At 60.9% G+C, this 26,553-nt stretch carries 24 protein-coding genes and 3 tRNA genes; 12 read left to right on the plus strand and 15 right to left on the minus strand.

The window, feature by feature from the left end:
- Positions 1-161 precede the first annotated feature (161 nt).
- Both smpB and der read right to left on the minus strand, forming a co-directional pair.
- Entirely contained in the window at positions 162-626 is a 465-nt protein-coding gene (smpB, locus tag NW855_RS10935; RefSeq protein WP_011430083.1) for an SsrA-binding protein SmpB, read from the minus strand.
- Positions 627-661: 35 nt separating this feature from the next.
- Positions 662-2,041, minus strand: a complete 1,380-nt coding sequence (gene der / locus NW855_RS10940) for a ribosome biogenesis GTPase Der (protein ID WP_011430082.1) — start codon at positions 2,039-2,041, stop codon at positions 662-664.
- Between the two features lie 165 nt (positions 2,042-2,206).
- Between der and NW855_RS10945 the strand changes: the two genes are divergently transcribed.
- Positions 2,207-3,403 (plus strand): aspartate aminotransferase, encoded by a 1,197-nt coding sequence (locus NW855_RS10945; RefSeq protein ID WP_414508748.1) that lies wholly within the window; start codon positions 2,207-2,209, stop codon positions 3,401-3,403.
- Positions 3,404-3,425: 22 nt separating this feature from the next.
- On the opposite strand, the gene NW855_RS10950 is transcribed toward NW855_RS10945, so the two are convergent.
- The gene (locus tag NW855_RS10950; protein ID WP_011430080.1) at positions 3,426-4,634 is read right to left on the minus strand and encodes a Coenzyme F420 hydrogenase/dehydrogenase, beta subunit C-terminal domain; all 1,209 of its coding nucleotides are present in this window, start codon (positions 4,632-4,634) and stop codon (positions 3,426-3,428) included.
- 199 nt (positions 4,635-4,833) lie between these two features.
- On the minus strand, positions 4,834-5,466 hold the full coding sequence (locus NW855_RS10955) for a response regulator transcription factor (RefSeq protein WP_099812190.1): 633 nt from the start codon (positions 5,464-5,466) through the stop codon (positions 4,834-4,836).
- 380 nt (positions 5,467-5,846) lie between these two features.
- On the opposite strand from NW855_RS10955, the gene NW855_RS10960 reads away from it, so the two are divergent.
- Positions 5,847-7,898 carry a ribonuclease catalytic domain-containing protein gene (locus tag NW855_RS10960; protein WP_414508749.1) on the plus strand — a complete coding sequence of 684 codons (2,052 nt, stop codon included), beginning with the start codon at positions 5,847-5,849 and terminating at the stop codon, positions 7,896-7,898.
- Positions 7,899-7,990: 92 nt separating this feature from the next.
- Entirely contained in the window at positions 7,991-9,004 is a 1,014-nt protein-coding gene (locus NW855_RS10965) for a phosphate ABC transporter substrate-binding protein (protein WP_414508750.1), read from the plus strand.
- Between the two features lie 11 nt (positions 9,005-9,015).
- Here the strand turns inward: NW855_RS10965 and NW855_RS10970 are convergent, their stop codons facing one another.
- On the minus strand, positions 9,016-10,137 hold the full coding sequence (locus NW855_RS10970; RefSeq protein ID WP_240527680.1) for an LptF/LptG family permease: 1,122 nt from the start codon (positions 10,135-10,137) through the stop codon (positions 9,016-9,018).
- Positions 10,138-10,392: 255 nt separating this feature from the next.
- Between NW855_RS10970 and NW855_RS10975 the strand changes: the two genes are divergently transcribed.
- Positions 10,393-11,856, plus strand: coding sequence for a pyruvate kinase (locus NW855_RS10975; RefSeq protein WP_414508751.1), 1,464 nt, complete (start codon positions 10,393-10,395; stop codon positions 11,854-11,856).
- 12 nt (positions 11,857-11,868) lie between these two features.
- On the opposite strand, the gene lptB is transcribed toward NW855_RS10975, so the two are convergent.
- On the minus strand, positions 11,869-12,597 hold the full coding sequence (lptB, locus tag NW855_RS10980) for an LPS export ABC transporter ATP-binding protein (protein WP_011430074.1): 729 nt from the start codon (positions 12,595-12,597) through the stop codon (positions 11,869-11,871).
- 682 nt (positions 12,598-13,279) lie between these two features.
- Between lptB and NW855_RS10985 the strand changes: the two genes are divergently transcribed.
- Positions 13,280-13,771 carry a pentapeptide repeat-containing protein gene (locus tag NW855_RS10985; protein ID WP_011430073.1) on the plus strand — a complete coding sequence of 164 codons (492 nt, stop codon included), beginning with the start codon at positions 13,280-13,282 and terminating at the stop codon, positions 13,769-13,771.
- 72 nt (positions 13,772-13,843) lie between these two features.
- Here the strand turns inward: NW855_RS10985 and NW855_RS10990 are convergent.
- Positions 13,844-13,924 (minus strand) — tRNA-Leu (locus tag NW855_RS10990).
- 74 nt (positions 13,925-13,998) lie between these two features.
- Positions 13,999-14,931, minus strand: coding sequence for a PLP-dependent cysteine synthase family protein (locus NW855_RS10995; protein ID WP_414402366.1), 933 nt, complete (start codon positions 14,929-14,931; stop codon positions 13,999-14,001).
- Between the two features lie 192 nt (positions 14,932-15,123).
- Between NW855_RS10995 and NW855_RS11000 the strand changes: the two genes are divergently transcribed.
- From NW855_RS11000 to NW855_RS11010, 3 genes are read left to right on the plus strand one after another with little or no spacing between them, the layout of a single operon-like run.
- Positions 15,124-16,257 (plus strand): cob(I)yrinic acid a,c-diamide adenosyltransferase, encoded by a 1,134-nt coding sequence (locus tag NW855_RS11000; protein ID WP_011430071.1) that lies wholly within the window; start codon positions 15,124-15,126, stop codon positions 16,255-16,257.
- Between the two features lie 11 nt (positions 16,258-16,268).
- Positions 16,269-17,012: a lysophospholipid acyltransferase family protein gene (locus tag NW855_RS11005; RefSeq protein ID WP_011430070.1), complete on the plus strand. Its 744-nt coding sequence runs from the start codon at positions 16,269-16,271 to the stop codon at positions 17,010-17,012.
- Positions 17,000-17,788, plus strand: coding sequence for an alpha/beta fold hydrolase (locus NW855_RS11010; protein ID WP_011430069.1), 789 nt, complete (start codon positions 17,000-17,002; stop codon positions 17,786-17,788). Before NW855_RS11005 ends, NW855_RS11010 begins: the two co-directional genes overlap by 13 nt.
- Here the strand turns inward: NW855_RS11010 and NW855_RS11015 are convergent.
- Positions 17,766-18,491, minus strand: a complete 726-nt coding sequence (locus NW855_RS11015; RefSeq protein WP_414402367.1) for an HAD-IA family hydrolase — start codon at positions 18,489-18,491, stop codon at positions 17,766-17,768. The genes NW855_RS11010 and NW855_RS11015 overlap by 23 nt on opposite strands.
- Complete coding sequence (locus NW855_RS11020) at positions 18,488-19,465, minus strand: PhoH family protein (RefSeq protein ID WP_011430067.1); 978 nt, start codon at positions 19,463-19,465, stop codon at positions 18,488-18,490. The genes NW855_RS11015 and NW855_RS11020 overlap by 4 nt, the downstream gene beginning before the upstream one ends.
- A 573-nt stretch (positions 19,466-20,038) precedes the next feature.
- On the opposite strand from NW855_RS11020, the gene NW855_RS11025 reads away from it, so the two are divergent.
- The 3 genes from NW855_RS11025 (at position 20,039) to NW855_RS11035 (ending at position 21,549) form a co-directional block, all read left to right on the plus strand.
- Positions 20,039-20,545 (plus strand): hypothetical protein, encoded by a 507-nt coding sequence (locus tag NW855_RS11025; protein ID WP_228375466.1) that lies wholly within the window; start codon positions 20,039-20,041, stop codon positions 20,543-20,545.
- Positions 20,546-20,651: 106 nt separating this feature from the next.
- Positions 20,652-20,742 (plus strand) — tRNA-Ser (locus tag NW855_RS11030).
- Positions 20,743-20,790: 48 nt separating this feature from the next.
- Positions 20,791-21,549 carry a DUF92 domain-containing protein gene (locus NW855_RS11035; protein ID WP_041438244.1) on the plus strand — a complete coding sequence of 253 codons (759 nt, stop codon included), beginning with the start codon at positions 20,791-20,793 and terminating at the stop codon, positions 21,547-21,549.
- Positions 21,550-21,806: 257 nt separating this feature from the next.
- Here the strand turns inward: NW855_RS11035 and NW855_RS11040 are convergent, their stop codons facing one another.
- The 4 genes from NW855_RS11040 to clpP form a co-directional block, all read right to left on the minus strand.
- A complete protein-coding gene (locus NW855_RS11040) occupies positions 21,807-22,139 on the minus strand; it encodes a ribulose bisphosphate carboxylase small subunit (RefSeq protein ID WP_011430063.1) in 333 nt (110 codons plus the stop codon).
- A gap of 8 nt (positions 22,140-22,147) precedes the next feature.
- A complete protein-coding gene (gene rcbX / locus NW855_RS11045) occupies positions 22,148-22,555 on the minus strand; it encodes a RuBisCO chaperone RbcX (RefSeq protein WP_011430062.1) in 408 nt (135 codons plus the stop codon).
- Between the two features lie 70 nt (positions 22,556-22,625).
- Complete coding sequence (locus tag NW855_RS11050; protein ID WP_011430061.1) at positions 22,626-24,050, minus strand: form I ribulose bisphosphate carboxylase large subunit; 1,425 nt, start codon at positions 24,048-24,050, stop codon at positions 22,626-22,628.
- Between the two features lie 508 nt (positions 24,051-24,558).
- Entirely contained in the window at positions 24,559-25,161 is a 603-nt protein-coding gene (gene clpP / locus NW855_RS11055) for an ATP-dependent Clp endopeptidase proteolytic subunit ClpP (RefSeq protein ID WP_011430060.1), read from the minus strand.
- A 326-nt stretch (positions 25,162-25,487) separates the two neighbouring features.
- On the opposite strand from clpP, the gene NW855_RS11060 reads away from it, so the two are divergent.
- Positions 25,488-25,560 (plus strand) — tRNA-Glu (locus NW855_RS11060).
- 118 nt (positions 25,561-25,678) lie between these two features.
- Here NW855_RS11060 and NW855_RS11065 read toward each other — a convergent pair.
- Positions 25,679-26,026 (minus strand): DUF1815 family protein, encoded by a 348-nt coding sequence (locus NW855_RS11065; RefSeq protein WP_011430058.1) that lies wholly within the window; start codon positions 26,024-26,026, stop codon positions 25,679-25,681.
- Positions 26,027-26,553: the final 527 nt, after the last annotated feature.

Here is a 26,553-nt window from a genome sequence, read left to right on the forward strand (position 1 = left end):
CCGACCGAGTCGGATCTCGCTTCCAATCCTAGCGGAGGATTTCTCACTCCCAGCCCCTCTCCCTGAGGGAGAGGAAAACTGGAAATTGTTGCCACGAAGGGCTCCAGCGGCTTTGGGCCACCCCCCTCGGAAAATAGGAGCTGCCAGGAGCTTGTCGGGCCCTAGCGCCCCTTGAGCTCCCGCTGGATCTCCCGCCGCGTCTCCCGTTCCTTAATTGCTTGTCGCTTGTCGTGGAGCTTTTTGCCGCGGGCCACGCCCAGGTGAGCCTTGATCCAGCCGCGGTTGAGCACCAGCCGCAGGGGAACCACAGTCAGGCCTTTTTGCTCCACCAGGCCCCGCAGCCGGTCGATCTCGCGGCGGTGCAACAACAGCTTGCGGCGGCGGGTCGGGTCGTGGTTAAACACCTTGCTGGCAGTTCCGTGGGGGGCAACATGCAAGTTGTGCAGCCAGGCCTCGCCATCGCGAAAGAGGGCAAAAGCGTCTTGCAAGTTGGCTTTGCCCGCTCGGATGGACTTTACCTCTGTGCCGGTCAGTTGGATCCCGGCTTCGTAGGTCTCCAAGATCTCGTACTCGAAGCGGGCGCGGCGATTCTCCACCAGGGTTTTGACGTTGGGATCCACAGCCATACGCTTTCAGAAGAGAGCTTCGTCCACCAGAGGGCCTAACGAGAGGCCAGGGAACCCTCCAATTTTTGCACTGCCCGTCCCACCAGGCGCTCGGATTTGCTGCGCCAGCGAAAGCGAATGGGGGTACCGGTGAAGTCGAGGTTTTGCCGGAAGTGCTTTTCCAGGTAGCGGCGGTAGTTCTCTTTGAACAGATCGGGATCGTTGACAAACAGGAGAAAGGTGGGAGGCCGCTCCGCCACCTGGGTGCCGTAGTAGATTTTGCCCTGCTTGCCCTGGCGGTTGGCGGGGGGTGACTGCCAGGCGAGGGCATCCTGGAGAACTTCATTGACCACGGAGGTGGCGATGCGCTTGCGATGGGCGGCTACCGCTGTGTTGACCTCGGCAAAGATCTTGTGGGTGCGCTGCCCCGTGAGGGCGCTGACAAACAACAGGGGTGCCCAGTCAATGAAATAAAGCCGCTCGCGGATCTCGCGGGTGTACTCGTTAATGGTGTGAGTATCTTTGTTTTCCACCGCGTCCCACTTGTTGACAACGATGATGCAGGCGCGGCCTTCTTCTTCGATGCGGCCAGCCAACCGCTGATCCTGCTCGGTTACCCCCTCCAGGGCGTCAATGACCAGCAGCACCACGTCCGAGCGCTGGATGGCTTTGAAGGCGCGGTTAATGCTGAAAAACTCCACCCCATATTCCACCCGGCTTTTTCTGCGGATCCCAGCCGTGTCGATGAGACGATAGCTCTGCCCCTCCCACTCCACCAGGGTGTCAACGGCATCGCGGGTGGTGCCAGCAATGGGGCTGACAATGGCCCGCTCGGATCCCACCAGGCGGTTGAGCAGGCTGGACTTGCCTACGTTGGGCCGCCCTACAATGGCCACGGCGATGGGATCCGGCTCATCTGCGGCTTCTTGGGCCACTTCGGGCAAGTGAGGCAGCACCGCCTCCAACAGCTCGGCTACCCCATTGCCGTGGACGGCAGAACAAGGGATCGGCTCCCCCAGCCCCAACTCCCAAAAAGCCGCCGCCTGCGCCAGGCCCAGTTGCCCCGACTCGCACTTGTTGACGGCCACCACCACCGGCAGGGGTTGTCTGCGCAGCCAATCGGCCAATTCTTTGTCAGCAGGGGTCAGCCCCTCGCGGCCATCCACCACAAAGATTACAGCGTGGGCCTCGGCCATCGCCGCCATGGCCTGCTGACGGATGTGGGGCAAAAACTCGCTGTCGTCGCCGAAGACCAGGCCGCCGGTATCCACCACCCGCAGGCGGCGCCCGTTCCACTCCACCTCTTGGTAGAGGCGATCCCGCGTGATGCCCGGCTCGTCGTGGACAATGGCCGAGCGCACCCCCGCCAGGCGGTTGACGAGGCTGGATTTGCCCACGTTGGGGCGACCCACAACGGCTACAAGGGGTAAAGCCACTGCTCCGCTTGCCAAAAAGCCGAACCCAGACTTCTATCCTAGCCTTTGGGATCCCAGATGCCCAAACCCGCTGATCTCAATCATTGCCCTGAAGGCAGCTCTGGCGGTAAGTTAGGTAGCTAACCTCCCATCAGACACCGGCTGCACTCGTTTCCCCTCCTTGCTATGAACCGTGCCCTCGCCCCTGCCCAGCGGCTGAACAAACTGCCTGCCTATGTCTTTGCCCGCTTGGATGAGCTGAAGGCCCGCGCCCGCCAGCAGGGGTTGGATTTGATCGATCTGGGCATGGGCAACCCCGATGGCCCCACCCCCCAGCCGGTGGTGGAGGCGGCCCAGGCCGCCATTGCCGATCCCGCTCACCACGGCTACCCACCCTTCGAGGGCACGGCTAGCTTTCGCCAGGCAATTGCCGAGTGGTATTGGCGCCGCTACGGGGTGGAGCTGGATCCCAATGGCGAGGTGCTGCCTCTATTGGGATCCAAAGAGGGCCTGACCCACCTGGCCTTGGCCTATGTGGATCCCGGGGATCTGGTGCTGGTGCCTAGCCCTGCCTACCCGCCCCATTTTCGCGGTCCCCTGATTGCCGGCGGGCAGATCTACCCACTGCTGCTGCGCCCGGAGAAAGGATGGCTCATCGACCTGCAAGAGATCCCGCCGGAGGTGGCCAAGCAGGCGCGGCTGCTCTACTTCAACTACCCCAACAACCCGACAACAGCGGTGGCGACCCGCTCCTTTTTTGAAGCAGTGGTGGCGTTTGCTTGCCGCTACGACCTCCTCCTGGTGCACGACCTGTGCTATGCCGAGCTGGCCTTTGACGGCTACCGGCCCACCAGCCTGCTGCAGATCCCTGGCGCCAAGGACTTGGCCGTGGAGTTCCACACCCTCTCCAAAACCTACAACATGGCCGGTTGGCGGGTAGGCTTTGTGGTGGGCAACCGCCAGATTATCCAGAGCCTGCGCACCCTGAAAACCAACCTCGACTACGGCATTTTTGGCGCCCTGCAAAAGGCGGCCGAGACCGCTTTGGCCTTGCCAGATAGCTACCTACAGCAGGTGCAGGAGCGCTACCGCCGCCGACGCGACTACCTCATTGCCCGCCTGGCCGAGTTGGGCTGGCAGATCGAGCCGCCGCGGGCGACGATGTACCTCTGGATCCCGACCCCCCGCACCGCCGACGGCACCCCCGAAGGCTCGACGGAGTTTGCCCTGCGGCTTTTGGAGTCCACAGGCGTGGTCGTAACCCCTGGCAACGCTTTTGGAGAAGGGGGAGAGGGCTACGTGCGGATTAGCCTCATTGCCGATTGCGAACGCCTGGGCCAGGCCATCGACCGCTGGGCAGAAGCCGGGATCCGCTATTGCTGAGCTCTAGGGTTGGCCCTCTCCCCTAGGGAGAGGGGAGTTGGTATTGCTCCACGATGCGCCGGGCAAAAGGAGGCACATGCTGCTCCAGCTTGTGGGGATAGTGGCGGCGGACGTAGAGATAGTTGCGGACAAAGTGGGAGTCGATGGAAAAGCGGGCATATTCTAGTCCGCGCGGCCCAAAGCGCTGGATGGCCACCGCCAGGAGCTGGGCCAGCCACATGGGCAAGCTCAGGGCCTGCTCGTAGGCTTGGATCCCCTGTTGCACCGCCGCCCGCCGCGAGCCCCGCGAGATCACCGGCTGGGTTTCCAGCTCTTCCCAAACCAGATCCAAGAGCTCCCGCCCGCGCGCATTGCGCACCAGCAGCCATTGCCAGCCAAAGGGGGATCCCATATAGCCCACCACCAGATCGGCCAGGCTGTTGACGTAGTCAAAACAGGTAAGGCAAGAGGGGGCAAACACGTCTTTTAGTTCTTTGGTTTTGAGGCCAAAAAAAGGCACCTTTTCCACCGAGCCGTCTTCGTGCTTGAAGTGGACGTGGAAGTCCTGCATGAACTCGTAGTGCACCACCGTTTGCGGGGAGCGGCTGGTGGTTTCAAGAAACTTTTGCAGCCCGGCGCGGCTGACGTTGTCTACGCAGGGCGTGCCCAACACATAGAGCTTCTCCAGGCCCAAGTTTTTCTCCACCGCCCGCAAAGCCTGGATCTGGCAGCCCACCCCGATCACCAGCAAGCGCTTGAGGCCGCTTTGCTCCACCTGCTCCAGCACGGAGAGATTGGGCGATAGCGTTGGCTTGTTGACCCGCGCCGCCAAGACCGCTTCTGGGGTACGCGCCAAGACAGGCCGTGGCTGAAAGCGATCCCGGGGATCCGCCTGCACGCACACCACCCCTTCTACTAGGCCGCTGCTGAGGGCCTTCATGCCGATGCTGCTGACGATGCCCGTCCACTGGGCACCCGGGATCGGATCCCGCCGGCGGGCCGTGTACATTGCCTCGTAGACGCCGAAGTAGTCGCTGTCGCTGACGGCATCCGATTTGGAGCGCAGCGATTCCCGCGATCGCCCGTGGGTTTGCTCTTCTAGGCGGGTGAACTGCTGGTTCAAAAAGGCACAGGCTTCCTTGACGTGGGCGACGTAGCGGGTATCGCAGAGGCCGCACTGGCTGCACAGCTCCTTGGCCGGGTAGTGGCCGGAGCGGATGGGCCGGGCCGGACGCGGTAAACGGGATCCCATAAGGTCTAAACCGTAGCCGTGGCGGGGTACCTTCTTCAGTTTGCCGCCAAAACCGCAGACGGCGGGCAGAGGAGTTGAAAGATCCCCGATCCTGCCCAACGCTCGCCCGCCCCTCCAGAGTTGCCCCCAGACAGAGAGGAAAAGCCAGATCCCCTGAGTTGCCCTTTTGTCGGCAAGCGGCGATGCAACAAAGGCCCCCTCAGCCTCTGCCCAAACCACTTTCGAGGGCCCAGCGGGCCAGTTCGGTGCGGTTGTGCAGGCCGGTTTTGCTCAGCATGTTGCTGACATGGCTTTCGACGGTGCGCTGGCTCACTCCCATCACCTCGGCAATCTCGCGGTTGGACATGCCCCTGGCCACATACTGGATCACCTTGGCTTCCGTAGGGGTGAGCTCGATTTCCCGATCTAACTTGATGACCGGCTGAATGCCCGCATTCTGCATTTGCAACAGGCGCTCGGTGTGCTTGAGGACGGACTCCACCTGAGCCACCAGCTCTTCCGGCTCAAAGGGCTTGACCAGGTAAACATCTGCCCCCGTGTTGAGGCCGCGCACCCGATCTGCCGTTTGCCCGCGGGCTGACAAAAAGATCACCGGAATCCAGTCCGTCGCGCTGTTGGAGCGAATGGTCTGGACAAACGTGTAGCCATCCATCTCCGGCATCATCACATCACAGATGATCAAATCCGGAGTAAAGTGGCGCATCGCCTCTAACCCTTCCAGGCCATTGCTCGCCGCAACCACCTCGTAGCCGCGAAACTCCAGGTAATCCTTCACCAGAAGGATCAGGTTTGGATCGTCGTCAATCAGCAACAATCGCTTTGGGTTGTCCACTGCTCATCCCTTTGCTGCAAGAAAGCCCAAGGAAAAAGGATAGCCCGCTTAGCAAACCTTTGGACAAATCGGCAAATCTACAGCCCAGGTGGCGCCAAGAAAAAACCTGCCAACCTCTAGCCGGTTCGTCAGTTTCCCCTAAACCTGGATAATAAGGTATCACATACAGACGGAGGTGGCGGCATATCCAAAGAAACACGAAGAGGCCGGGTACCTCCTCTGGCCGGCTCGGCAACTGCCTCCGCCCTGCCTTGGGATCCTCCCGCTGGCAAGCGCTCGCCCTCTGGGGCTGGTTTGGCTTGTCGGGTTTTCCCCATGGGCAGGAGAAGTAGAGCCAGGAGAAAATACAATTCTGGCGGCAACCTACATGGGGAAAGAGGGTGGAAAAGGGCACGCTGGTCGAGTTTCGCCACAACAACGAGCGGGTACTGGCAGTAGTTGAGGGCACCGAGGGCAAAAAGAACCTGCTGCTGGGCGTGGCTTCGGGGCAGGTGCACAGCGTTCACCCTCGCCAAATTACGTTTGCCTTGAACGGCAATTCCAGCTTTACGGTGTCCGATATCCCGGGCTTTTGGCAGGCGGTGCAGGCAAAGTTGGATCCCGAAAGTTTGGCTTTGGCCTGGGAATTGGTTCAGGAGGAGCGGCGGCCCCTGAGCCTGTCGGAGATGGCCCAGTTGTTGTTTTCCGACGATTCCCCGGTCTCCACCTATGCTGCCTACCGTCTTTTGAGCGAGGATTACGTCTACTTTAAGGCAAAGGGGGAAGGCTACGAGCCGCGTACTCCGGCTCAGGTGAAGGAAATTCTCCATCAAATTGCCGTTACCCAGCAGCGGCAGCAGGAACAGGCCGAGTTTGAGGCCCGCCTAAAGGCAGCGGTGGCCCAGCCTGGGCAAAAGTACACTTGGAGCCCAGCGGAACGAGCTCGTCTGGAGGTGCTGGAGCGCCTAGCTTTGCAGGGAGCGGCGGCCAGCATTCGCAGCCACGAGGATCTCTCCCACAACCTCACCCCCTCGGATCGGGAGCGGGTCTCGCAACTGCTGCAACTGATGGGATTTCCCGACACTCCTCAAGGAGCCTTTGACGCCCTGGTAGCCCTGGGCCTGTGGAGCCGCCACGAGAACCTGGCCCTGCGCCTTACGGGGATCCCCACCCAATTTCCCAAGGAGGTGGAGCGCTACGCCCAAACTTTGCTTGGCGGGCCTCCCCCCTTCTTGGATCTGCCTCTGCGCCGGGATCTCACCCATCTTCACACCTACACCATCGACGATGCCAGCACCCGCGACATCGACGATGCTCTCAGCGTCGAGTTTGAGTCGGATGACGAGGTGAAGCTCTGGATCCACATCGCCGATCCCAGTTGTTGGGTGCGGTGGGGGGATCCCCTCGACTTAGAAGCCCGCAAGCGGGGCACCAGCGTCTATTTGCCGGAGCGGGTGATCCCGATGTTTCCATCGGAGTTGTCCACCGGCCCGATGAGCTTGGTGCAGGGGGAGGTGCGGCCTGCCCTTAGCTTCGGCATCCGGCTGGGATCCGACGGGGCCGTGCGCGACTACGAAATTTGCCTCAGCCAGATCCGGGTCAACTACCGCCTCACCTACGACGATGCCGACGAGATGCTGGAGTTGGGGGCGGAGGCCCAATTGACAGCCATTGCTCGGGCAGCGCGCTGGCGCTACGCCTGGCGACTGGCGCAAGGGGCGATCCCCATCGGCCTGCCGGAGCAGGACATTAAGGTCATCGACGAGATCCCCCACCTGCGGGTGATCGAGGATACGCCGGCGCGGCAGATGGTGGCGGAGATGATGGTGCTGGCCGGTGAGGTAGCCGCTCGCTTTGCCCGCCAAAACGGGATCCCGGTGCCCTATCGCCTGCAGCCGGCTCCTGAGCTGCCCCCGCCGGAGGTTTTGGATCTGTACCCCCAGGGTCCGGTTCGGTCGTTTGCCATCATGCGCTGTCTCTCGCGGGCGGAAGTGGCCACCCAACCGGGGCGACATACGGGGCTAGGGCTCGATGCCTACTGTCAGGTGACCTCTCCCATTCGCCGCTACCTGGATCTGGTGGCCCACTACCAGATCAAGGCTTTTTTGCGCGGGGATCCCTTGCCCTTGACAGAAGCCAAGGTGCAGCAATTGTTGCTGGGGATCGAGCCAGGCACCGCCGAGGCCAACCAGGTGGAGCGCAAGTCCAAGCGCTACTGGAGCATCGAGTACCTGCGTCAGCGACCGGGGCAGATTTGGCAGGCCTTGGTCTTGGGCTACCTGCGCGAGCAGGAGAACCTGGTGATGGCCATGCTGGATGAGATTGCCTTTCGCGTGCCGGTGCGCTTGGAACGGCAGGTGCCGCTGGGGGCCTGGATCGAGTTGGAGGTTCTGCAGGCAGATCCCCGCGCCGATGTCATTGAGCTGCGGGAGGTGGGACAGAATGCCCTTTAACCTGCGGCTTGCCCAGTCCGGGCAAACAGTTGATACAACAGAGGGGGAAAGTCCGCCAAAGTCTGGACTGCGAATTTCTCGAGGGGGATCCCATGACCGTACGACCTTCCGGCCCACCTCCGATTGTCTACATTCTTTTGCTGGCGATACTGGGGGGAGGCGGCTGGTATGCCTATCGTTCCGGCCTGCTTGACTCTTTCCTGAAGCGAGGGAACGCGCCTTCTGTCCCTGGCCAGATCCCGGCTGCCCATCCGCAAGCGCCAACGGCCCCCAATCTTCCTCCAGCCCAGGCCCCCAACCAGCCACCCAGCGCGGTTAATCTGGATACTTCCCTGCCCAACCCGGCGGTGCTGCAGATGGACGGCAGCGTCACCATGATCCGCATTGTCTTGGCCTTGAAGTCAGGCTACAGCCAGCGCAACCCCGCCATCCCCATCACCTACGGGATCCCCGACGGCAAGCCCAATGGATCCAACGCCGGCCTCAAGGCCCTGATGGAAGGTCGCATCCAGCTTGCTGCCAGCTCTCGCCCCCTCAATGCCAGCGAAGTCCAGGCGGGTTTGCAGGCCATCCCGGTGGCCAAAGATGCCCTGGCGGTGGCGGTGGGGGTAAACAACCCCTACAAGGGCGGCCTGACGCTGCAGCAGTTGGCCGACATCTTCCAGGGCCGGATCACCAACTGGAGCCAGGTAGGCGGCCCCGATCGTCCGATTCGCGTTCTCAACCGCGCCCCTCAGAGCGGCACCTACAGCGTTTTCCAGGAGCTGGTGCTGTTGGGGCTGCCCTTTGCCCCCGATAACCCGCCCTACTTCACCACTGCCACCCAGGATGCCACCACCCCTCTCCTGCGGGCTTTGGGAGAAGACGGCATCACCTACAGCACCGTGGATCAGGTGCAAAACCAGCAAACGGTGAGGATGGTGCCCATCGACGGCCAGATGCCCACCCGCGAGGCCATCCAAAGTGGCCGCTACCCGCTGGCCCGCAACGTGTTTTTGGTGGTACCGCAAAAAACCAGCCCCGTGGTGGCTGATTTCATCAACTATGCCCTCTCCGACCAAGGCCAGCAAATCATTGGCCGCACCGAGTTCATCCCGCTGCGGTAGCTGGCCTTTGCCTAGCGATTGGCTCGGTAAAGTAGTCCTAGCCCCACTGCGGAGCAGATGAAGTTGGGCAACCAGGCCGCCACCTCCGGCCCCAAGGTTCCAATCTGGCCCAGCGCCTGGCTGACAAACAGCAGCACGTAGTAGGCGAAGATAATCAGCACGCTGAGGCCCAGGCCCAGAGAAGAACTGGTGCGCTGGGGGCGCAGCGCCAGGGGCGCCCCAATCAAGGTGAAGGCCAGACAGGCAAAGGGGATGGCGTACTTTTGGCTGAGGCTAACCTGAAGGCGGCGTACCCCCTGCAGATCCCCCGAGCTGGCGATGACCTCGATGTAGCGGCGCAGCTCTTGAATGTTCATCTCCTCGGGGCTGCGGACCTCCTGGGCCAAATCCAGCGGCGCGCGCGGCAGGCGCAACTCCTGGCGGGCAAAGGTGGCGATGTTGCTGTAGGTGCCATCAGGGGAGACGATGTAGTTGGTGCCCTCCTCAAACACCCAGAGGTTCTCCTGGGGATCCCAGCGCCCCTGCTGCGCCAGCAGGATCTGGCTGAGAGCCTCGTTGGAAAGATCCAGCACGATCACGCCGCGCATCTGCTGGCCATCGAAGCTGCGGGCATAGAACTGACGGGTTAGCCCTTGCCGGCGGGAAAAAGTGCCGTCTGGCTCGGGCGCGAGGATCTCGCCGAACTCTTGGTAGAGGATGTTCTCGCGGCGGAACTCTGGACTTCGGTTCAAAGCGCGGTTTAGAGTCAGGGCCGCCTGGCGGTTGCTCACCGGCACCACCAGCTCGTTGAAGAGAAACGTTAACGTCGTCACCAAGAGGCTGAGAAGGAGGGCCGGCACCACCAGACGATAGAGGCTCACGCCGCAGCCGCGCAGGGCAGTGATCTCGTTATCAGCAGACAGGCGCCCATAGGCCAGCAACGTCGCCAGCAACATCGACATGGGGAACGTCAGGACGATGATCCCCGGCGCCCGCAACACAAACACTTGCAACGCTGCTGAAAGGGACAGCCCCGCCTCTACCACTAGCCGCACCAGCTCAAACAGGGATCCCACTGCCATCACCAGGGTGGTGAACGCTCCCACCCCAAAGAAAAAGGGCAGGAGCATCTCGGAGATGATGTAGCGATCCATCAGGCCCACCGCGCAAACGATGGAGAGCCTGTTGCAAGACTGCTTGATTGAAGGAGGAGTAGGGGGAGAATGAAGTTTCACAAAACCAAGGGAAGTAGCAGTCAGGACAACCCGAAGGCTGTTAACGACTCTAGACCGGAACGCTGGCCAACAAAAGGTTAATCGCCTCCCTTTTTCACCCTAACTTGCCTATGATCGACCCAAGGCGGGCTTGGGCCGGGCGTTGGGCTTGTTTGTCTTGAGATAGCTTTCAGCATGGCTTCCTCTTCCCCCTCTTCGCCTAAGCGTTTGCTAGAGCAGCTCCTGGAGCTGCGACAGCAAGTTGTGGAGGGATCCCAGAACTACCTGGCCGCCTGGGGCTGCCTTGGGAACCCTCCTGCAGCCCTCTGCAACCTGGCGCGCTACCTGGCGCTACGCCAACACGATCTGCGCAACCTGCAATTGGAGCTGGCTGCGGTGGGGCTGTCCTCGCTGGGACGGTGTGAATCGCGGGTCTTAGAGACCCTGGATGCGGTGATCGCCACTTTGGCAGCCACGCAGGGCCTAAGCCACAAGGGGCCCAGCTATGAGGAGTTTTACGCTGGGGACATGGCCCTAGAGCAGCACACCGAGGCTCTTTTTGGCCCTCCTTCTCCCCACCGCCGCGCCCGCATCATGGTGACCTTGCCCGGCGAAGCCGCCGAGCAGCCCGAGCTGCTGCTGCAACTGTTACAACGGGGCATGAACGTGGCCCGCATTAACTGCGCCCACGACGATCCCTCGGTGTGGGAAAAAATGGTGGCCCACTTGCGCCGGGCCGAAGCCCAGACCCAACGGCGCTGCAAGATTTTGTTCGACCTGGCCGGCCCTAAGATCCGCACTGGCCCGGTGGCCATGCCACCCGGCAAAGCCAAGGTGTACGGTGGGGATCGCATCCTGCTCACGGCAGCCATTCCGCCGGTCGACTCTGACATCTGCTGCCAGGTGGCTTGCACCCTGCCGGAGATCTTGGCCCACCTCAAGGTGGGGGCAACTGTTTGGATCGACGACGGCAAAATCGGCGCTCGTGTAGTGGGGATCGAGCCGGCAGGGGTGGTGCTGGAGGTGGACAAAGTCGCCCCGCAGGGCAAGAAGCTGCGGGAGGAAAAAGGCCTCAACTTTCCCGACAGCCAGCTCTCGATCCAGCCCCTCACCGAGAAAGATCGCCAAGACCTGGACTTCGTGGTGCGGCATGCCGACCTGGTGGGCTATTCCTTTGTCCAGCAGCCGGCGGATTTGCAGTTGCTGTTTTCTGAGCTGGAGCGGCGCCAGGCCCGGCCCGATCTGGGCTTGATCCTCAAGATTGAAACGCAGCGAGCGGTGCAAAACCTGCCCACTCTGATCGCGGCCGTCGACGGCTGCCGGCCCCTGGGGGTGATGATTGCCCGGGGAGATCTGGCCGTGGAGATTGGCTGGCTGCGCCTGGGCGAGATCCAGGAGGAGCTGCTGTGGATCTGTGAGGCCGCCCATGTGCCGGTGGTCTGGGCCACCCAGGTGCTGGATCAGCTCACCAAGGAGGGCCTGCCCTCCCGGCCTGAGCTTTCCGATGCGGTGATGTCGGCCCGGGCCGAGTGCGTCATGCTCAATAAGGGCCCCTATCTCCTGGAGGCGGTTGCCCTGCTGGACGAGCTGCTGGCCCGCATGCAGGCCCACCAGCACAAAAAAAGCCAACGCCTGCGAGCTTTGTACTCCTGGCGATGAGATGGAGCGGCATCAAAGACGGAACTTCTCCCCCAGGTAATACTTGCGCACCAAGGGATCCGCCGCCAGCTCCGCTGGTGTGCCCTTGGCCAGGATGGCGCCGTCGTTGAGAATATAGGCCCGGTCGGTAATCTCCAGCGTCTCCCGCACGTTGTGGTCGGTAATCAAAACACCGATGCCCCGCTGCTTGAGCTTGGCCACCACCTCTTGAATATCCGCCACCGCAATGGGATCCACCCCCGCGAAGGGCTCATCCAGCAGCAGGAATTTTGGCCCGTGGATCCCGGCTGCCAGGGCGCGGGCGATCTCGGCGCGGCGCCGTTCTCCCCCCGACACCTGCAAACCCAAACTGTGGGCCACATGGGCAATGCGAAACTCCTCCAGCAGGTGGTTGAGCCGCTGCTGCCAGAGGCGGCGAGGCACCCCCGTCTGCTCCATGATCAGCAGCAGGTTGTCTTGAATGCTGAGGCGACGAAAGATGCTCGGCTCCTGAGCCAAGTAGCCGATCCCCAAGCGGGCCCGGCGATGCATCGGCAGATGGGTGATGTCCTGGTCATCCAGCCAGACATGGCCTCGGTTGGGCTGGATCAGGCCGGTCATGATGTAGAAGGTGGTGGTTTTCCCCGCCCCATTGGGCCCCAGCAGCCCCACAACTTCTCCCTGCTGAATGTGCAAGCTGACGTCGCTCACCACCTCACGGCGGCCATAACGCTTACAGATGTTTTCCAGTCGAATCTGCATAGGATCGGCACAGGGTTGCTGTTCGATGCTGACTGATTCTGGAGGGCTAGTTCCACAGAGGCTTCTCTCCCAAGGCTGCCCCGAACTCGACCCCTGATCTAGAGGGGGACGAGCAGAATTGACCACCTGCATGGGAATTGGGAAGATCTTCAGATACGGTTGCCGGATGCCGCAACTGCTCGCGCTGCCCCCGGATGGGATCCCTGGCCTTTCCCATGCTCCGCTGTCCAGCTTGCCATTGGCTCAACCTCGACTCCGATCGTCGCTGTCGCCGCTGCGGTTGCTTCCTGCGTTGTCGCCCTCTCCCCCCCTGGGAAAGCTTGCCCGTTGCCCGGCCCGGCCGGAGGAAACGCCAGCCGAGCCATCCTTCTCGGCTGGCAACCCGCTAGGATTGCGTCTTGGCTGCCTCGGCGATACTTTCGGTTTTGCTGGGACTGGGGCAACTGTCTTGGCATTGGGTGGATCCGCTGCTGAAAGATCCTCCCCCGCCCGGCGATAGCCCACAAGCTCTGGGGCGATAAGGCCACAACGTCATCACACCTTGGGAGCGTCTGTCGATCCACAAAACCAGGCAGATCTGTGCAGTGGCCGAAGCCGGCAGATGCCACTATCATGTGACCAACGCAAAACAACCCCGCTCTGCCGGATTGTCTCAGTCAACTTTTTGTGAGGCTCGGTTACCATGAACTTTCATCTCAAAGCTTCCGCCATTTTGGCCCTGCTGGCCACGACAGCCGTCGCTTCCAATGCCGCCGCCACAACCCCCAACGCCTGCTTCCTGCGCTACCTGCTGGCCTCCAGAACCTGTCCCAATTGCCGGCTGGGATCCCTTGAGCTGAGCAACCTGGATCTGGCAGAGGCTAACCTCCAGGGTGCCGACCTGATCGAGGCCAACCTGGAGCGCACCATCCTCACTGGCGCCGATCTCAGCCAGTCCTACTTGGTGGGAGCCAATCTGCGGCGCGCCCAGTTGCGTGGCGCCGATCTCAGCGGTGCCTACCTGGAGGGAGCGGACTTGCGGGGTGCTGATTTGCGGGGTGCCGATCTCTCTTCTGCCTCCCTGTACGGCGCCGACTTGCGGGGGGCCGATCTGCGCGATGCCAATCTGACCGGGACTGACCTGAGCTTTGCCCGCACCTGGGGCACACGCCTTCAGGGCGCCGTTCGGGAATAGTGCAATCGGCTGGTTGACCACTGCCCGCTTCCCCTCTCCTCCTTGGGAGAGGGGCTGGGGGTGAGGGCCCAGTGCGGATGGCGAGACTCGAACTCGCATGGCAAAGCCACACGCCCCTCAAACGTGCGCGTATACCAGTTCCGCCACATCCGCATTCCAGGTTTAACCATCATAGCGGCAAAAGGGCGGGGCTGTTAAGAGGAGGGGCCATTGCGGTACGGGCTAGTTTAATCTTCTGTCCAAAACCGCTCTGAGAGATACTTATCGGCCCCGTCGCACAAGATGGTCACCACCACGCCGGAGGAGAGCTGACAGGCCACCTGTAGAGCCGCCACCACATTGGCTCCGGCAGAGATGCCCACCAACAAGCCTTCCTCCAAGGCCAAACGCTTGACCATTTTCTGGGCTGCTTCGGTGGAGATCTCGATGTGCTGGTCGGGCAGGGTGGGATCGTAAATCTCGGGCTTGAGAGCAGTGGCCATGTGCTTGAGGCCTTCAAGGCCGTGGAAGGGGGAGTCCGGCTGCATGGCAATGATCTGGATATCGGAGCGGTACTCCCGCAAGCGCCGCCCCACCCCCATGCAGGTGCCGCTGGTGCCTAACCCGGTTACGAAGTGGGTGACCTGTCCCTGGGTTTGCTCCCAGATTTCTACCCCCGTGGTCTCGTAGTGGGCCTGCCAGTTGGCGGGGTTGCTGTACTGGTCGGGATAGAAGTAGAGATCCGGGTTTTCGGCATAGAGGGCGCGGGCTTTCTCGATGGCCCCATCGGAGCCGAGGGCCGGATCCGTGAGCACTACCTCCACCCCGTAGGCGGCGAGGATCTTCTTGCGCTCTGGGCTGGCGTTGGCCGGCAGGGCCAGCTTCACCTTGTACCCCAAAGCTGCCCCGATCCAGGCGTAGGCGATGCCGGTGTTGCCGCTGGTGGCATCCAGGATGATCTTGCCAGGCGTAAGCTTGCCCTCGCGTTCGCCAGCGCGGATCATATTCAGGGCCGGGCGATCCTTGACCGAGCCGCCGGGGTTGTACCACTCTGCTTTGCCATACACTCGCACCGACGGCGGCAGGTCGGCGGTGACCCGCCGCAGGCGAATGAGCGGCGTCCGTCCCACCAGCTCGATGGGGCTATCGACCGCAGGGGGCAAGGGGCGAGAAGAAAACACGGTTGGATACAAGGGGGATCCCTCGCTAGATAAGCACTGGGCTGGACAACCATTGCTCATCTTATCCCGGTGTTTATCGGCTCTTGCCGGCTTTTTCTGGCCCTCTCCGCGCTTCCCCGAAAACCTCTGGCTAGACTCTAAGATGGGGGTAGGGAAGCACGAGTTCTGGACAGCGGCGTGATGCGGAGGGGCATGGCAGAAATCGGCATTGTAACCGCGCAACAATTTGACCGCCGGCGAGGCCAGATCCATGTTTACGACGGCGAGGGCAAGGGCAAGTCGCAGGCGGCGCTAGGGGTTGTGCTGCGTTCCATTGGGCTGGGGATTGAAAACTCGGCCCCCAGCCGGGTGTTGCTGGTGCGGTTTCTCAAGGGGCCGGGCCGCACCTATGCCGAGGATGCCGCGATTGCCGCTCTGCAGCGCGGCTTCCCCCACCTTATCGATCAACTGCGCACGGGGCGAGGAGAGTTCTTCGGCCCCGACGAGATCACTAAGTTTGACCGCCAAGAGGCCCGCCGCGGCTGGGATGTGGCCAAGGGGGCGCTGGCGTCGGGGTTCTACTCGGTGGTGGTGCTGGACGAGCTGAACCCGGTGCTGGATCTGGGCCTGCTGCCTGTGGACGAGGTCGTCAGCACCCTCAAGCAAAAGCCAGAGGAAATGGAGGTCATCATCACCGGACGGGGCGCCCCTAAGGAAATTATCGACCTAGCAGATTTGCACTCGGAAATGCGCAGCGTGCGGCGGGCGGCGGATCCCCAGGACGGCCAGCCCCTCCTCAGCGGCATCGAGATCTATACCGGCAACGGCAAGGGCAAGTCCACCAGCGCTCTGGGCCGGGCTCTGCAGGCCATTGGGCGCGGCATCAGCAAAGATCTCTCCCACCGCGTCCTGATTATGCAGTGGCTAAAGGGGGGAACGGGCTACACAGAAGATGCGGCCATTCGGGCTTTGCGAGAGAGCTATCCCGATCTAGTAGATCACCAGCGCTGCGGCCGCGACGCCATCGTTTGGCGGGGCAAGCAGCAGGAAATCGACTACGTGGAGGCGGAGCGGGGCTGGGAGCTGGCACGGGCGGCCATCGCCTCTGGGCTTTACAAGACCATTATTCTGGACGAGCTCAACCCAACGGTGGATCTGGAGCTATTGGATGTGGAGCCGATTGTTGAGGCTTTGCTGCGCAAGCCACGCGATACGGAGATCATCATCACAGGGCGCTGCCATGCGCCTTTGCCCTACTTTGAGCTGGCCTCTGTCCATTCGGAAATGGTGAGCCACAAGCATTATGCCGAACAGGGGGCCGATCTGCGGCGCGGGGTGGACTATTGAGCAGGGTGGCGATGCTGGATCAACTCCTGCAGCAAAGCGGGTTCCCCGACGCGAGGGCGCTGGCGCAGGTCTTGCTTGGCCTTTTCCAGACGGAGGTGTGGGTGGAGGGCAAGGAGCGGGTTCCCCAGGGCCCCCTGCTGGTGGTGAGCAACCATCGCAGCTTTTTGGATGCGCCGGTGCTGATTGCTGGGCTGGATCGACCGATTCGTTTTGCCTGCCACTACTACCTATCGCAAGTGCCCCTCTTGCGGGAGGTTGCCTTGGCCCTGGGTTGTATCCCCCTCCAGCAGGGATCAGGGCCGCAGCTTGCCTTTTTTCGCCAGGCGCAGGCCACTCTGGCGGCAGGCGGAGGGGTGGGGATCTTCCCGGAAGGGGCGGAGCAGATTACTCGCGAGACCTCGCCCCAAGAGCTGGGCTGGTTTCAGCCGGGCTTTGCCCATCTGGCCTTGGCTGCTGGCGTGGATCCCCTGCCGATCCTGCCGGTGGCCGTGTGGGCGCAGGAAGAGTGGCGGGCGATGGATATTCCCATGGCTTTTTTCCGCTGGTTTGATCCCACGGAGCCCAGGTTTCAGCGGCCGGGGGGGCATCCGGTGGTGATCTACCGTCAGGTGGTGGTTCGAGTGGGATCCCCTCTTTGGGTAGGGGGAGCAGGGCGCTCTACCTGCCGCCAGGAGCGGCTGCAGCTAATTCAGGAGTTGACGGCAGCCGCTCGCGAACAGGTGCGCTTGGGGTTGGCAAGGAGATGGAAACATTGAAGGGCAAGCCCATTGCCTCTAGTCCAAGCCGCCAGAAGCGGCCCTTGCTGCTCTATTTGCCGGGTATGGATGGCACCGGCAAATTGTTTTACCGGCAGGCACAGGCTCTGCAAGCCGAGTTTCACGTCCGCCCTTTGAGCTTAAACCACCCCGCAGCAGGGCAGAGCTGGGAGAGCCTGGCCGATTGGGTGGGATCCCAGCTGGACGAGGGAGCCTACCTGTGTGGCGAGTCCTTCGGAGCTTGCCTAGCCCTGGCTGTGGCTGCCCAGCAGCCGGAGCGCTGTCGCGGCCTGATTCTGGTTAATCCGGCCTCGTCGCTGCGGCGCCGGCCCTGGTGGTGGGCAGGTCATGTTCTCCTGCCTTTTTTGCCGCCGGCGCTCTACCACCAGATGGCGGAGCGGGGGCTGGGATTTTTGGCGGAGCTAAGCCAAATGGAGCCGCCGGATCGGGAGCGGCTGCGCCAGGCCGTTCACAGTGTTGAGCCCACGGTGGCCGCCCAGCGCCTGGCCTTGCTGGGATCGTTTGTCGTGGAGGAGCTGCCCCTGGAGTCGATGACCCTGCCGACGTTGCTGGTGGCGGGGGGGCGGGATCGCCTCCTGCCCTCGGTGCAGGAGGTGCAGCGTCTGGCGGAGCGACTGCCCCAGGCCCAGGTGGAGATCTCGCCTTTGAGCGGCCATGCCTGCCTTCTGGAGCGGCAGATGAACCTGCGGCGCTACTTGCTCAAGCCCGATGGGGTTTTTGCCCCGCTACTGCTTAATTCCGCTCCAGCGCATTGAGCAGGGAGAGGGATCCCCCCAAGTTTTCGATTCGCTCTTGGCAGGAGGGATCTTGTCCTTCTCGATCCAGCCAAAGGGCCCTCAGGCCTGCTGCCTTGGCCCCTTGATAGTCTTCGCGGCGGCTGTCGCCGATGTGCCAGGCAGCGGCAGGCGGGATCCCCTGGGCCGCTAGGGCAGCTTGGAAGATGCGGGGATCGGGCTTGGCATAGCCCACCTGGGTAGAGAGAGTAAGGCTGGAAAAATAGCCCCCTAGCCCCAGCGCCTGCAGCACCCTGGGCAGGCGGCTGTCGAAATTGGAGATCACCCCCAGCCGGATCCCTTCCTGTTGCAGAACCTGCAGAACCGGCAGCGTCTCGGGATAGAGCTCCCAGGGATCCGACGTGGCAAAATACTCGAAAAGGCGGGCAAAAAACGCCTCAAACCGTTCCTCCCCAAAAGCAGCCAGGGATCCCACCCCCGCAAAGGTCTGGCGCACCACCTGGCGCCACCAGGCCCGCTCCCATTCCTGGAGGGCGGATCCCAGAAGACCGGCACAGGCTGGCGGCGGAGCGCTGGCAAAAGCTTGGGCAAAGGCGCGATCCAACGCCTGCGGATCCACCGCCACTCCATACGCTGCTGCCACCTGGCTGTAGGCCTGGCCGACGCTGCCCCGCACCCGAAACAGCGTGCCCACGGCATCGAAGAAGATTACCCTCGGTCTCACTGCTGGCTCTCGTAGCGGGCGTAGGCATCCACAATCCGCTGCACCAGGGGGTGGCGTACCACATCCCGCTGGTCAAAGTAGCAAAAGGCAACCCCCTCTACCCCCGCCAGGATGCGCTCTGCAGCCGCCAGGCCCGACAGGCGATGCTTGCCCAGATCCGTTTGGGTGAGATCCCCGGTAACCACCATGCGGGAGCGGAAGCCCAGCCGCGTGAGGGCCATCTTCATCTGCTCCGGGGTGGTGTTTTGGGCCTCGTCCAAGATGATGAAAGCGTTGCTGAGGGTACGCCCCCGCATGTAGGCCAGCGGCACCACCTCGATGACTCCCTGGGCCATAAGCTGGGGCAGCTTGGCCGGGTCGATAAACTCGAACAGGGCATCGTAGAGAGGCCGCAGATAGGGATCTACCTTTTCCACCAGATCCCCTGGCAAGAAGCCCAGCTTCTCCCCTGCCTCTACCGCTGGTCGCGTCAGGATCAAACGCTCGTACTCGCGGTTTTGCAGGGCTGTGATGGCCACAACGGCAGCCAGATAGGTTTTCCCGGTGCCTGCCGGCCCGATGCCGAAGCAGAGATCGTGGGTGCGAATGGCTTGCACGTACTCCTGTTGGCGGGGTGTCTTGGGCCGGATCAACTCTCCCTTACGGGTGCGGGCCAACACACCTGCTTGCGCTTGCTGATAGGCCGTAGCCTCCTGGCCGGAGAGGGCGCGAAAAGCTTGCTCCGCATCAATCACCGTGACAGGGTGTCCAGTTTGCCAAAGCGGCTTCAGCAATTCTAGCCACTGCCGCACCTGCTGCCGCTGCTGAGGGGTGCCTTTCAGGTACAGGTCTTGTCCGCGCAGCGTTACAGAGGCACCACTGGAGCGACTGATCCACTTCAGGTTGGCCTCCTGAATGCCCGCCAAGGACATGGCCTGCCGAGGGCTTGACAAAGAGATGATCTCCAGATCGGTGGCGGCAGAAGTGTCGTGCATGCCGTGGGCGCCGGGCACCCCGCGAGACTTGCAATGGTGATCTTATCAAAAACGGTTGTCAAAGCGCTCCGGGTTGCGGAAAGCTGCTGCAGAGACCAAACGAGCGCAAGAGTGCTTAACAGGGGCATTGCACAAATTAATGTGTTTTGGAATACGAGGTCCCAGAAGATCTGCGCTGAGTAAGGATCTGGGTTTCGGCCTTGGTTGGCAATCAAGTCTTGGGGAATTAACAGATTCCTATGGTTCCCTAAAAAAGTATTGCAAAGGTCTATTTCTCTGGGAATAGCCGCCATCCATCAAGTAAAGTTGACCTATTACAAAGAGCTTGAGACCTTAATCTCTTGCCCGATCGAGGAAGAGCCTGAGGTTCTCAGCCCCGATGTCACAGTTCATCTGAGATTCTCCATCCAGCAGCAGGGAGAGGAATAGGTTTGTCTTTAAAACCTTTCCCCGGCTCATTTTTGGGATCCCTGTAAGCTCTTTACAGCTTCTCACTTCTGGAGTCATTTTGAAGAAAAGGAGAGATAGATGTTTACCCAATCGGCTACACCCGCTACGTCAGGGCTGCCACAAATGGATTTGACGCAAGTCCCGCCAGAGATTACCTGCGATGGCAGCGACTTAGACTGGAGCCAAGCCGCAGCGATCGAGGGCACCCAACCCCAAGAGGAGAACTTGCAGGGCTGGATCGCCTTTTACGGCCTGCGGGTCAACCAAGAACCGGGCAACATCCTGCACTGGCAGGGGCAGCCGCTGCGGGCCAGCCGCATTCGCTTTTTTGTGAAAAATGTGGCTTGGCGCTATGGCTTTTCTTTCTCCACCAGCATCCGCTCTCCTCTCGGCAAAGGGATCCCCACGCCTTCGGAGTGGCGCTACCCCGGTCTTTGCCGCTACGGCCTGGTGCTGTTCCAGCCCAACGCCCGGTTGGTGGCCCGGCAGGTCTGGGAATCCTCGCCGGAGCAGCCGCAAGAGGTGGATCTGGATCCCAACTTGGATATCGCCTTCAACGTCAATGACGCCAAGGGCAGCTACGGCGACAACAGCGGCAGCTTCGATATCTATGTGCAGGTGGTGAACTGAGCTGCAGCAGGGATCCCGCTCGAGAACAGTTGCCGGGTGGGATCCCATCTTCTACAATAGGTGAACCGGCGGCTGGATCCCAGCTTGCTGAGGTCTCTGCCGCTCTGGAGAGGTGGCTGAGTGGTCGAAAGCGGCTTCCTGCTAAGAAGTTACGGGGCCCAAAAGCTCCGTCGAGGGTTCGAATCCCTCCCTCTCCGTTGTTGTGGCCAGTTCCTAGCCGCCCTTGCCGGTGGTGGAGGGCACCCATGGGTCAGGCGTGGCTGCTGAGTCAGTGGGGGGTGGCGCTCTGGCTCAATCTGGCCTTGGTGGCGCTGGCCCTGCTGAGCCCCCAGAAGGCGCTGACGCGAGCTGGGGTTCTCCACGCGGGCCTGCTGGGCCTGTTGGTGTGGGGGGGCCTGGGAGGGCGGGGTTACCTGGTCGTAGCCGCCTATTTTTTAGTCGGCACCGCCGTAACCAAGCTGGGGATCCGCCGCAAGCAGGCCCAGGGGATCGCCGAAAAGCGAGAGGGGGCGCGAGGGCCGGAAAATGTCTGGGGATCTGCCCTGACGGGAGCTGCCTGTGCGGTGGGATATGCGCTTTTTGCCCATCCCCTCTGGTGGTTGGGGTATAGCGCCAGCTTCGCCGCCAAGTTGGCCGATACCGTCAGCAGCGAGGTGGGAAAAGCCTACGGACGTCAGACCTTTTTGATCACCACCTTGCAGCCGGTGCCAGCAGGCACTGAGGGAGCCGTCAGCCTGGAGGGATCCCTGGCGGGGGTGGCGGCAGCAGGAGGGATGGCCGCCTTGGCCTGGGGCATTGGCGGAGAATGGGTGGGAGGGAATCTCCTATGGTTGGGAATCTGCTGGCTGGCCGGGATCCTGGCCACTTTGGCAGAAAGCTGGATGGGGGTGGTGTTGCAGCCTCGCTTGGCTTGGATGAGCAATGAAGTGGTGAACGGCATTCAAACGACCCTAGCAGCTCTTTTAGCAGTGGGTCTGGGGGCGCTTTTGGGGATCGGATCCTAAAAAGATGCCCAAGCGCTCCGCGCCGCTGCCCTCACCCCCAGCCCTTCTCCCTCTGGGAGAGGGGAGTTAGAGCGTTGCGTAGCAATAACGAGGCAAAGAACCGTTTCGTTGCTGTTTGAAATGACTGTATTTTTGAGATTGAGAATGGCGCCGTTGCCATTGGGAATGGCTATGCAAAGCAAGAAATAAATAAAGAGGGAGAAGCTCTCCCTCTGCGCCGATTGGCTGGGAACTAGACCGATTGCTCTGGACCTCTCCTAGCGCAGGCCGCTGGGCTTGTAAACCAAGAAGCTGAGTACCTGGCACTGCTTAATGTTGTCGAAACCCACCACACGGATGAAGCAATTGGGGTAGGCGCTGCGGCAGGCCTGTACCTCGGTCAGCACCTCCTGGGGAGAAGTGGCGCTGAACAGGGGCAATTTCCACAGCGTCCAGTAGTGGTCGGTGGGCTGCGAAGACTCGTTGAATTCGATGGCAGGAATGTAGCCTTGATCCAAGATGTACTGCACCTGCTTGAGGATCTGCAGATCCGTCATCGGAGGCAAGTAGGAAAAAGTTTCGTAGCGGCGCTCTTTCGGCAAGGTTTGCATGACTGAAGTTACTCCGTTTCAGGTGTAGGGTTCTGAAGAGGGGATCCCGCTTCCGGGTGCGTGGCCAGCGGGGATCCCGCTGCTGAGGTAAGCCGTTCCAGGTGGCTACGGCGGTGTTCCATGTTGGCTTGCTGGATGCCGGTCTTGGCCATCTCCGGCAAGTAGTCCACCACCTCCGCCGCAATGTGCTCGCGAACGGTCATGATGCGATAGGCCAGGTCAGGACGCTCTGCCAGCAAAGCCCGCAGGTAGGTTTCCCCCTCCTGAAGGTTTTGCCGAGCCGAGAACTGCTGCAGCCACAGGGCCCTGGGAGGATCCGTCTCGCTCAGTTGGGCCAGCACCGTGCGCATTGCCTGATAGGTCAGGTAGCTGATCAAGGTTTTGGCCGTATCTTTGGCGATCTGTTTCAGATCCATGGCCAGTCCAGGGGTAAGCCGAAGCAGCGGGGCAAGAGAACTCTGGGGATCCCTTGCCCCCGGCAGATCTCTAGAGCGTATCGACGGGCTTGAACTCGAACTTGATCTCCTTCCACAGCTCGCAGGCAGCCGCCAGTTCCGGCGACCACTTGGCCGCTTCGCGGATGATCTCGTTGCCCTCACGGGCCAGATCCCGACCCTCATTGCGGGCCTGGATACAGGCTTCTAGGGCCACCCGGTTGGCAGTGGCGCCTGGCGCGTTCCCCCAGGGGTGTCCCAGGGTTCCGCCACCAAACTGCAGCACCGCGTCGTCGCCGAAGATCTCCACCAGCGCCGGCATGTGCCAGACGTGAATGCCACCGGAGGCCACCGGCATCACCCCAGGCATGGAGGCCCAATCTTGGGTGAAGAAAATGCCGCGGGAGCGGTCGGCCTCCACGTAGTTTTCCCGCATGAGATCCACAAAGCCCATGGTGATGGCGCGGTCGCCCTCCAACTTGCCCACCACCGTACCGGCATGCAGGTGGTCGCCGCCGGACATGCGCAAGCACTTGGCCAGCACCCGGAAGTGGATGCCGTGGTTTTTCTGGCGGTCAATCACGGCATGCATGGCGCGGTGAATGTGCAGCAGGATGCCGTTGTCGCGGCACCACTTGGCCAAGCTGGTGTTGGCGGTAAATCCGGCAGTCAGGTAATCGTGCATGATGATGGGGGCACCGATCTCCTTGGCAAACTCCGCCCGCTTGAACATCTCCTCACAGGTGGGCGCCGTCACGTTCAGGTAGTGCCCCTTGATCTCGCCAGTCTCTGCCTGCGCCTTGTGGACAGCCTCCATCACAAAGAGGTAGCGATCCCGCCAGCGCTGGAAGGGCTGGGAGTTGATGTTTTCGTCGTCTTTGGTGAAGTCCAACCCGCCCCGCAGCGCCTCGTACACGGCCCGTCCGTAGTTTTTGGCGGAAAGGCCCAGCTTGGGCTTGATGGTGCAGCCCAGCAGCGGACGGCCGTACTTGTTCAACTTGTCCCGCTCCACCTGAATGCCGTGGGGAGGGCCCTGGAAGGTCTTCAGGTAGGCCACCGGGATCCGCACATCCTCCAGCCGCAACGCTTTCAAGGCTTTGAAGCCAAAGACGTTGCCTACAATCGAGGTGAGCATGTTGGTGACCGAGCCTTCCTCGAACAGATCCAGCGGGTAGGCGACGAAGCAGAAGTATTGATTCTCTTCGCCCGGGACCGGCTCGATGTCGTAGCAGCGGCCCTTGTACCGATCCAAGTCGGTGAGCAGATCCGTCCACACGGTTGTCCAGGTGCCGGTCGAAGATTCAGCCGCCACAGCCGCCCCGGCCTCTTCGGGGGGAACGCCCGGCTGAGGAGTAACCCGGAAACAGGCCAAGACGTCGGTATCCTTGGGCGTGTAATCGGGCGTGTAATACGTGAGTCGGTAATCCTTTACGCCGGCTTGATAGCCCTTTTTGGTTTGGGTTGCTGAGTAGGCCACGTTGATCTCCCTCTAAACGAATCACAAAACCAGAAAATGCCATTCACGGATGCAATCAAGAGGCAAAACTCAGGGCCAAAACCACAGACCACCGAGTTTTCGTGAATGAACTCGCCTCACAACTGTGAGGCCCTACTTGGGCTTCGAGACAGTCTTCATCCAAGCGGATGTAAAGTCCTAAACCCTCCTTTTCAAGCGCTGCCAATCGCTAGCCTCAACCGCCTGGATTTTGGAAATCCAGTGGCGAGATTTCTATACACTGTCTAGGCTAGAACTTTGACAAACACAAGCCTACATTGGTTTAATCCTAAGCTATCATCCGCAAAGACAGGCTGATCGTTACTTTCTTTATGAGTTCGATTAGTTTGATTAAAGTAAGCCCCCTTGGTTGGCGCCGAAAATATAGATTTCTTTGGCTTTCTTAATATCCCTGGGTGGGATCCCTGGAAAAGGCAAAAGCTCCCTTGAGAAGGGAGCTGGGTGGGTTTGTCTGCAGCGGCCAGAGGGGCTAAGAAACGGCGGCCAAGGATGGTTGGGGTCTCCTGGTGATCACCTGGTCGATGAGGCCGTATTCTTTGGCCTGCTCTGGAGTCATAAAGTTGTCGCGGTCGGTATCGCGCTCGATGCGCTCCAGGGGCTGGCCAGTGTGGTAGGCCAGCAGGCTGTTGAGACTGTTTTTGATAAAGAGGATCTCTTTAGCCTGAATCTCGATATCGGTGGCTGGCCCCTGGGCTCCACCGAGGGGTTGGTGAATCATGATGCGGGCGTGGGGAAGGGCAATGCGTTTGCCTTTGGCACCTCCTGCCAGCAAAAAGGCTCCCATGCTGGCGGCCAAGCCAATGCAGATGGTGGAGACATCCGGCTGAATGTGCTGCATGGTGTCGTAGATGGCCATACCGGCATAGACGGAGCCGCCGGGAGAGTTGATGTAGAGGTAAATATCTTTCTCGGGGTCTTCAGATTCCAGGTAGAGCATCTGGGCCACGATCAGGTTGGCAATGTCGTCGTCCACCTGGGTGCCCAAGAAGATGATCCGATCCCGCAATAGACGCGAGTAGATATCAAAGGCGCGCTCGCCGCGTGCAGATTGCTCAATAACGGTGGGAATCATGCCAGTCCAAGCGATGGGTTGTTACTTTTTAGTGTAGTGTAAGCCACTGGACGGCTGCTCCGCCTAGGACGGTTTGCCGCCCTGAGGCTGTGCTGCGTTGCTCGGAGCCAGCAGCCTGTAAAGTTGACAGCTTGAGGCCTAGCATGGATGTGATCCCGGATGAACCCCTCGTGATTGCCGGCTTGCTGGGCCTGGCTCTGCTGGGGATTTTGATCCTGAACTTGGCAGAACGGGACTCGGGAGACGCCGACTAGGAGAGGACATAAGTTTAAGTTGACAAAATTACACCTCTCTCTTTACAATCAGGATCGCGTCATTTCTGGGATGCCCCCATCGTCTAGAGGCCTAGGACACATCCCTTTCACGGATGCGACAGGGGTTCGAATCCCCTTGGGGGTATGAAGGCCGGTGACAAGTGTTGGAGGGGGAAGGTGCTCGGGAGGCGCCTTGAGTCTAGCTTAGCTTCGGCTAGGCCCAAAGGGCCGTAGGCTAGGCTTCTCATCCAACTGCATGGGAATCAACTGCTGGCAGCTAGAGCTTCTGCCGGCGCGGCAGCAGCAACCAGATCGTCTTTGATCAGCTCTGCCAGATCCTGGAGTTGGCGAATGGCTTCTGCCCCTTCTAACTTCATTAGCTCCCGGTCATCCCGCATCTCCGTCCAACTGATGGAGCATTCGGAAACCAAAAAGCGAATCAAGTGCCCCTCCCGTAAGCTGACCATGAAGGAGGCGCTCTCAAATGAGGTGCCGCAGGTGTAGCAAGAAGCCGGGTAGCCCCGCTTCTCCAAAACAATGGCCAGAGCCTGCAAACTCATCACCAGGTCTTGAACGTAGCTGCGGTATTGTTCCGCCAACCGTGCGAACATCACACTCCTCCCATAGCGAGTTGGCCCATCGGGGCGCGTTCTAGTAATTTATGCCTAGTCACTTAGAGTCATATCTAGCATAACGATCGACAAATCCTCAAGAAAGGGATCCGTTTAGCATCTCTCCAGAGACTAAGCAAGACTACTGAAGGCCAAATAGCATGCTAGGCAAAGTCTAAGGCAGGAGGATGTTGTATTTAATTTAACACTCCTCTCAGAACAGACATTAAAGTTTACCCTAATTCAAAACTCTTGCCCGCTGGGATCCGATCCCTGCCGAGAACCGGTCAGTTTTCCTTTGGCGGGGCTTGGGCCTTGATCCCGAAGTGCTTTATCGGTGAAGATTTTGCCCACCCTTTGGCCAGGACGATTGTGGCACGTCTAGAAAGGGTTGACCCGTTTGCGAGGTCAAGTGGGCTAGGTCTTACAGACGGATGGAGGTAGGGTAGGTTCCCGAGGAATTGTGGTGGGAAAAGGCTGAGGAATATCACGGATAACTAGAGGGAAACACTCGATGCTGTGGCCTG

This window comes from Synechococcus sp. RC10B2, assembly GCF_047502635.1.

Coding starts and splice junctions, on each gene's coding strand:
- smpB (WP_011430083.1), bottom strand. CDS start 626: ATGGCTGTGGATCCCAACGTCAAAACCCTGGTGGAGAATCGCCGCGCC.
- NW855_RS10945 (WP_414508748.1), top strand. CDS start 2,207: ATGAACCGTGCCCTCGCCCCTGCCCAGCGGCTGAACAAACTGCCTGCC.
- NW855_RS10950 (WP_011430080.1), bottom strand. CDS start 4,634: ATGGGATCCCGTTTACCGCGTCCGGCCCGGCCCATCCGCTCCGGCCAC.
- NW855_RS10965 (WP_414508750.1), top strand. CDS start 7,991: ATGACCGTACGACCTTCCGGCCCACCTCCGATTGTCTACATTCTTTTG.
- NW855_RS10970 (WP_240527680.1), bottom strand. CDS start 10,137: ATGGATCGCTACATCATCTCCGAGATGCTCCTGCCCTTTTTCTTTGGG.
- NW855_RS10975 (WP_414508751.1), top strand. CDS start 10,393: ATGGCTTCCTCTTCCCCCTCTTCGCCTAAGCGTTTGCTAGAGCAGCTC.
- lptB (WP_011430074.1), bottom strand. CDS start 12,597: ATGCAGATTCGACTGGAAAACATCTGTAAGCGTTATGGCCGCCGTGAG.
- NW855_RS10985 (WP_011430073.1), top strand. CDS start 13,280: ATGAACTTTCATCTCAAAGCTTCCGCCATTTTGGCCCTGCTGGCCACG.
- NW855_RS11000 (WP_011430071.1), top strand. CDS start 15,124: ATGGCAGAAATCGGCATTGTAACCGCGCAACAATTTGACCGCCGGCGA.
- NW855_RS11005 (WP_011430070.1), top strand. CDS start 16,269: ATGCTGGATCAACTCCTGCAGCAAAGCGGGTTCCCCGACGCGAGGGCG.
- NW855_RS11010 (WP_011430069.1), top strand. CDS start 17,000: ATGGAAACATTGAAGGGCAAGCCCATTGCCTCTAGTCCAAGCCGCCAG.
- NW855_RS11020 (WP_011430067.1), bottom strand. CDS start 19,465: ATGCACGACACTTCTGCCGCCACCGATCTGGAGATCATCTCTTTGTCA.
- NW855_RS11025 (WP_228375466.1), top strand. CDS start 20,039: ATGGATTTGACGCAAGTCCCGCCAGAGATTACCTGCGATGGCAGCGAC.
- NW855_RS11035 (WP_041438244.1), top strand. CDS start 20,791: ATGGGTCAGGCGTGGCTGCTGAGTCAGTGGGGGGTGGCGCTCTGGCTC.
- NW855_RS11040 (WP_011430063.1), bottom strand. CDS start 22,139: ATGCAAACCTTGCCGAAAGAGCGCCGCTACGAAACTTTTTCCTACTTG.
- rcbX (WP_011430062.1), bottom strand. CDS start 22,555: ATGGATCTGAAACAGATCGCCAAAGATACGGCCAAAACCTTGATCAGC.
- clpP (WP_011430060.1), bottom strand. CDS start 25,161: ATGATTCCCACCGTTATTGAGCAATCTGCACGCGGCGAGCGCGCCTTT.
- NW855_RS11065 (WP_011430058.1), bottom strand. CDS start 26,026: ATGTTCGCACGGTTGGCGGAACAATACCGCAGCTACGTTCAAGACCTG.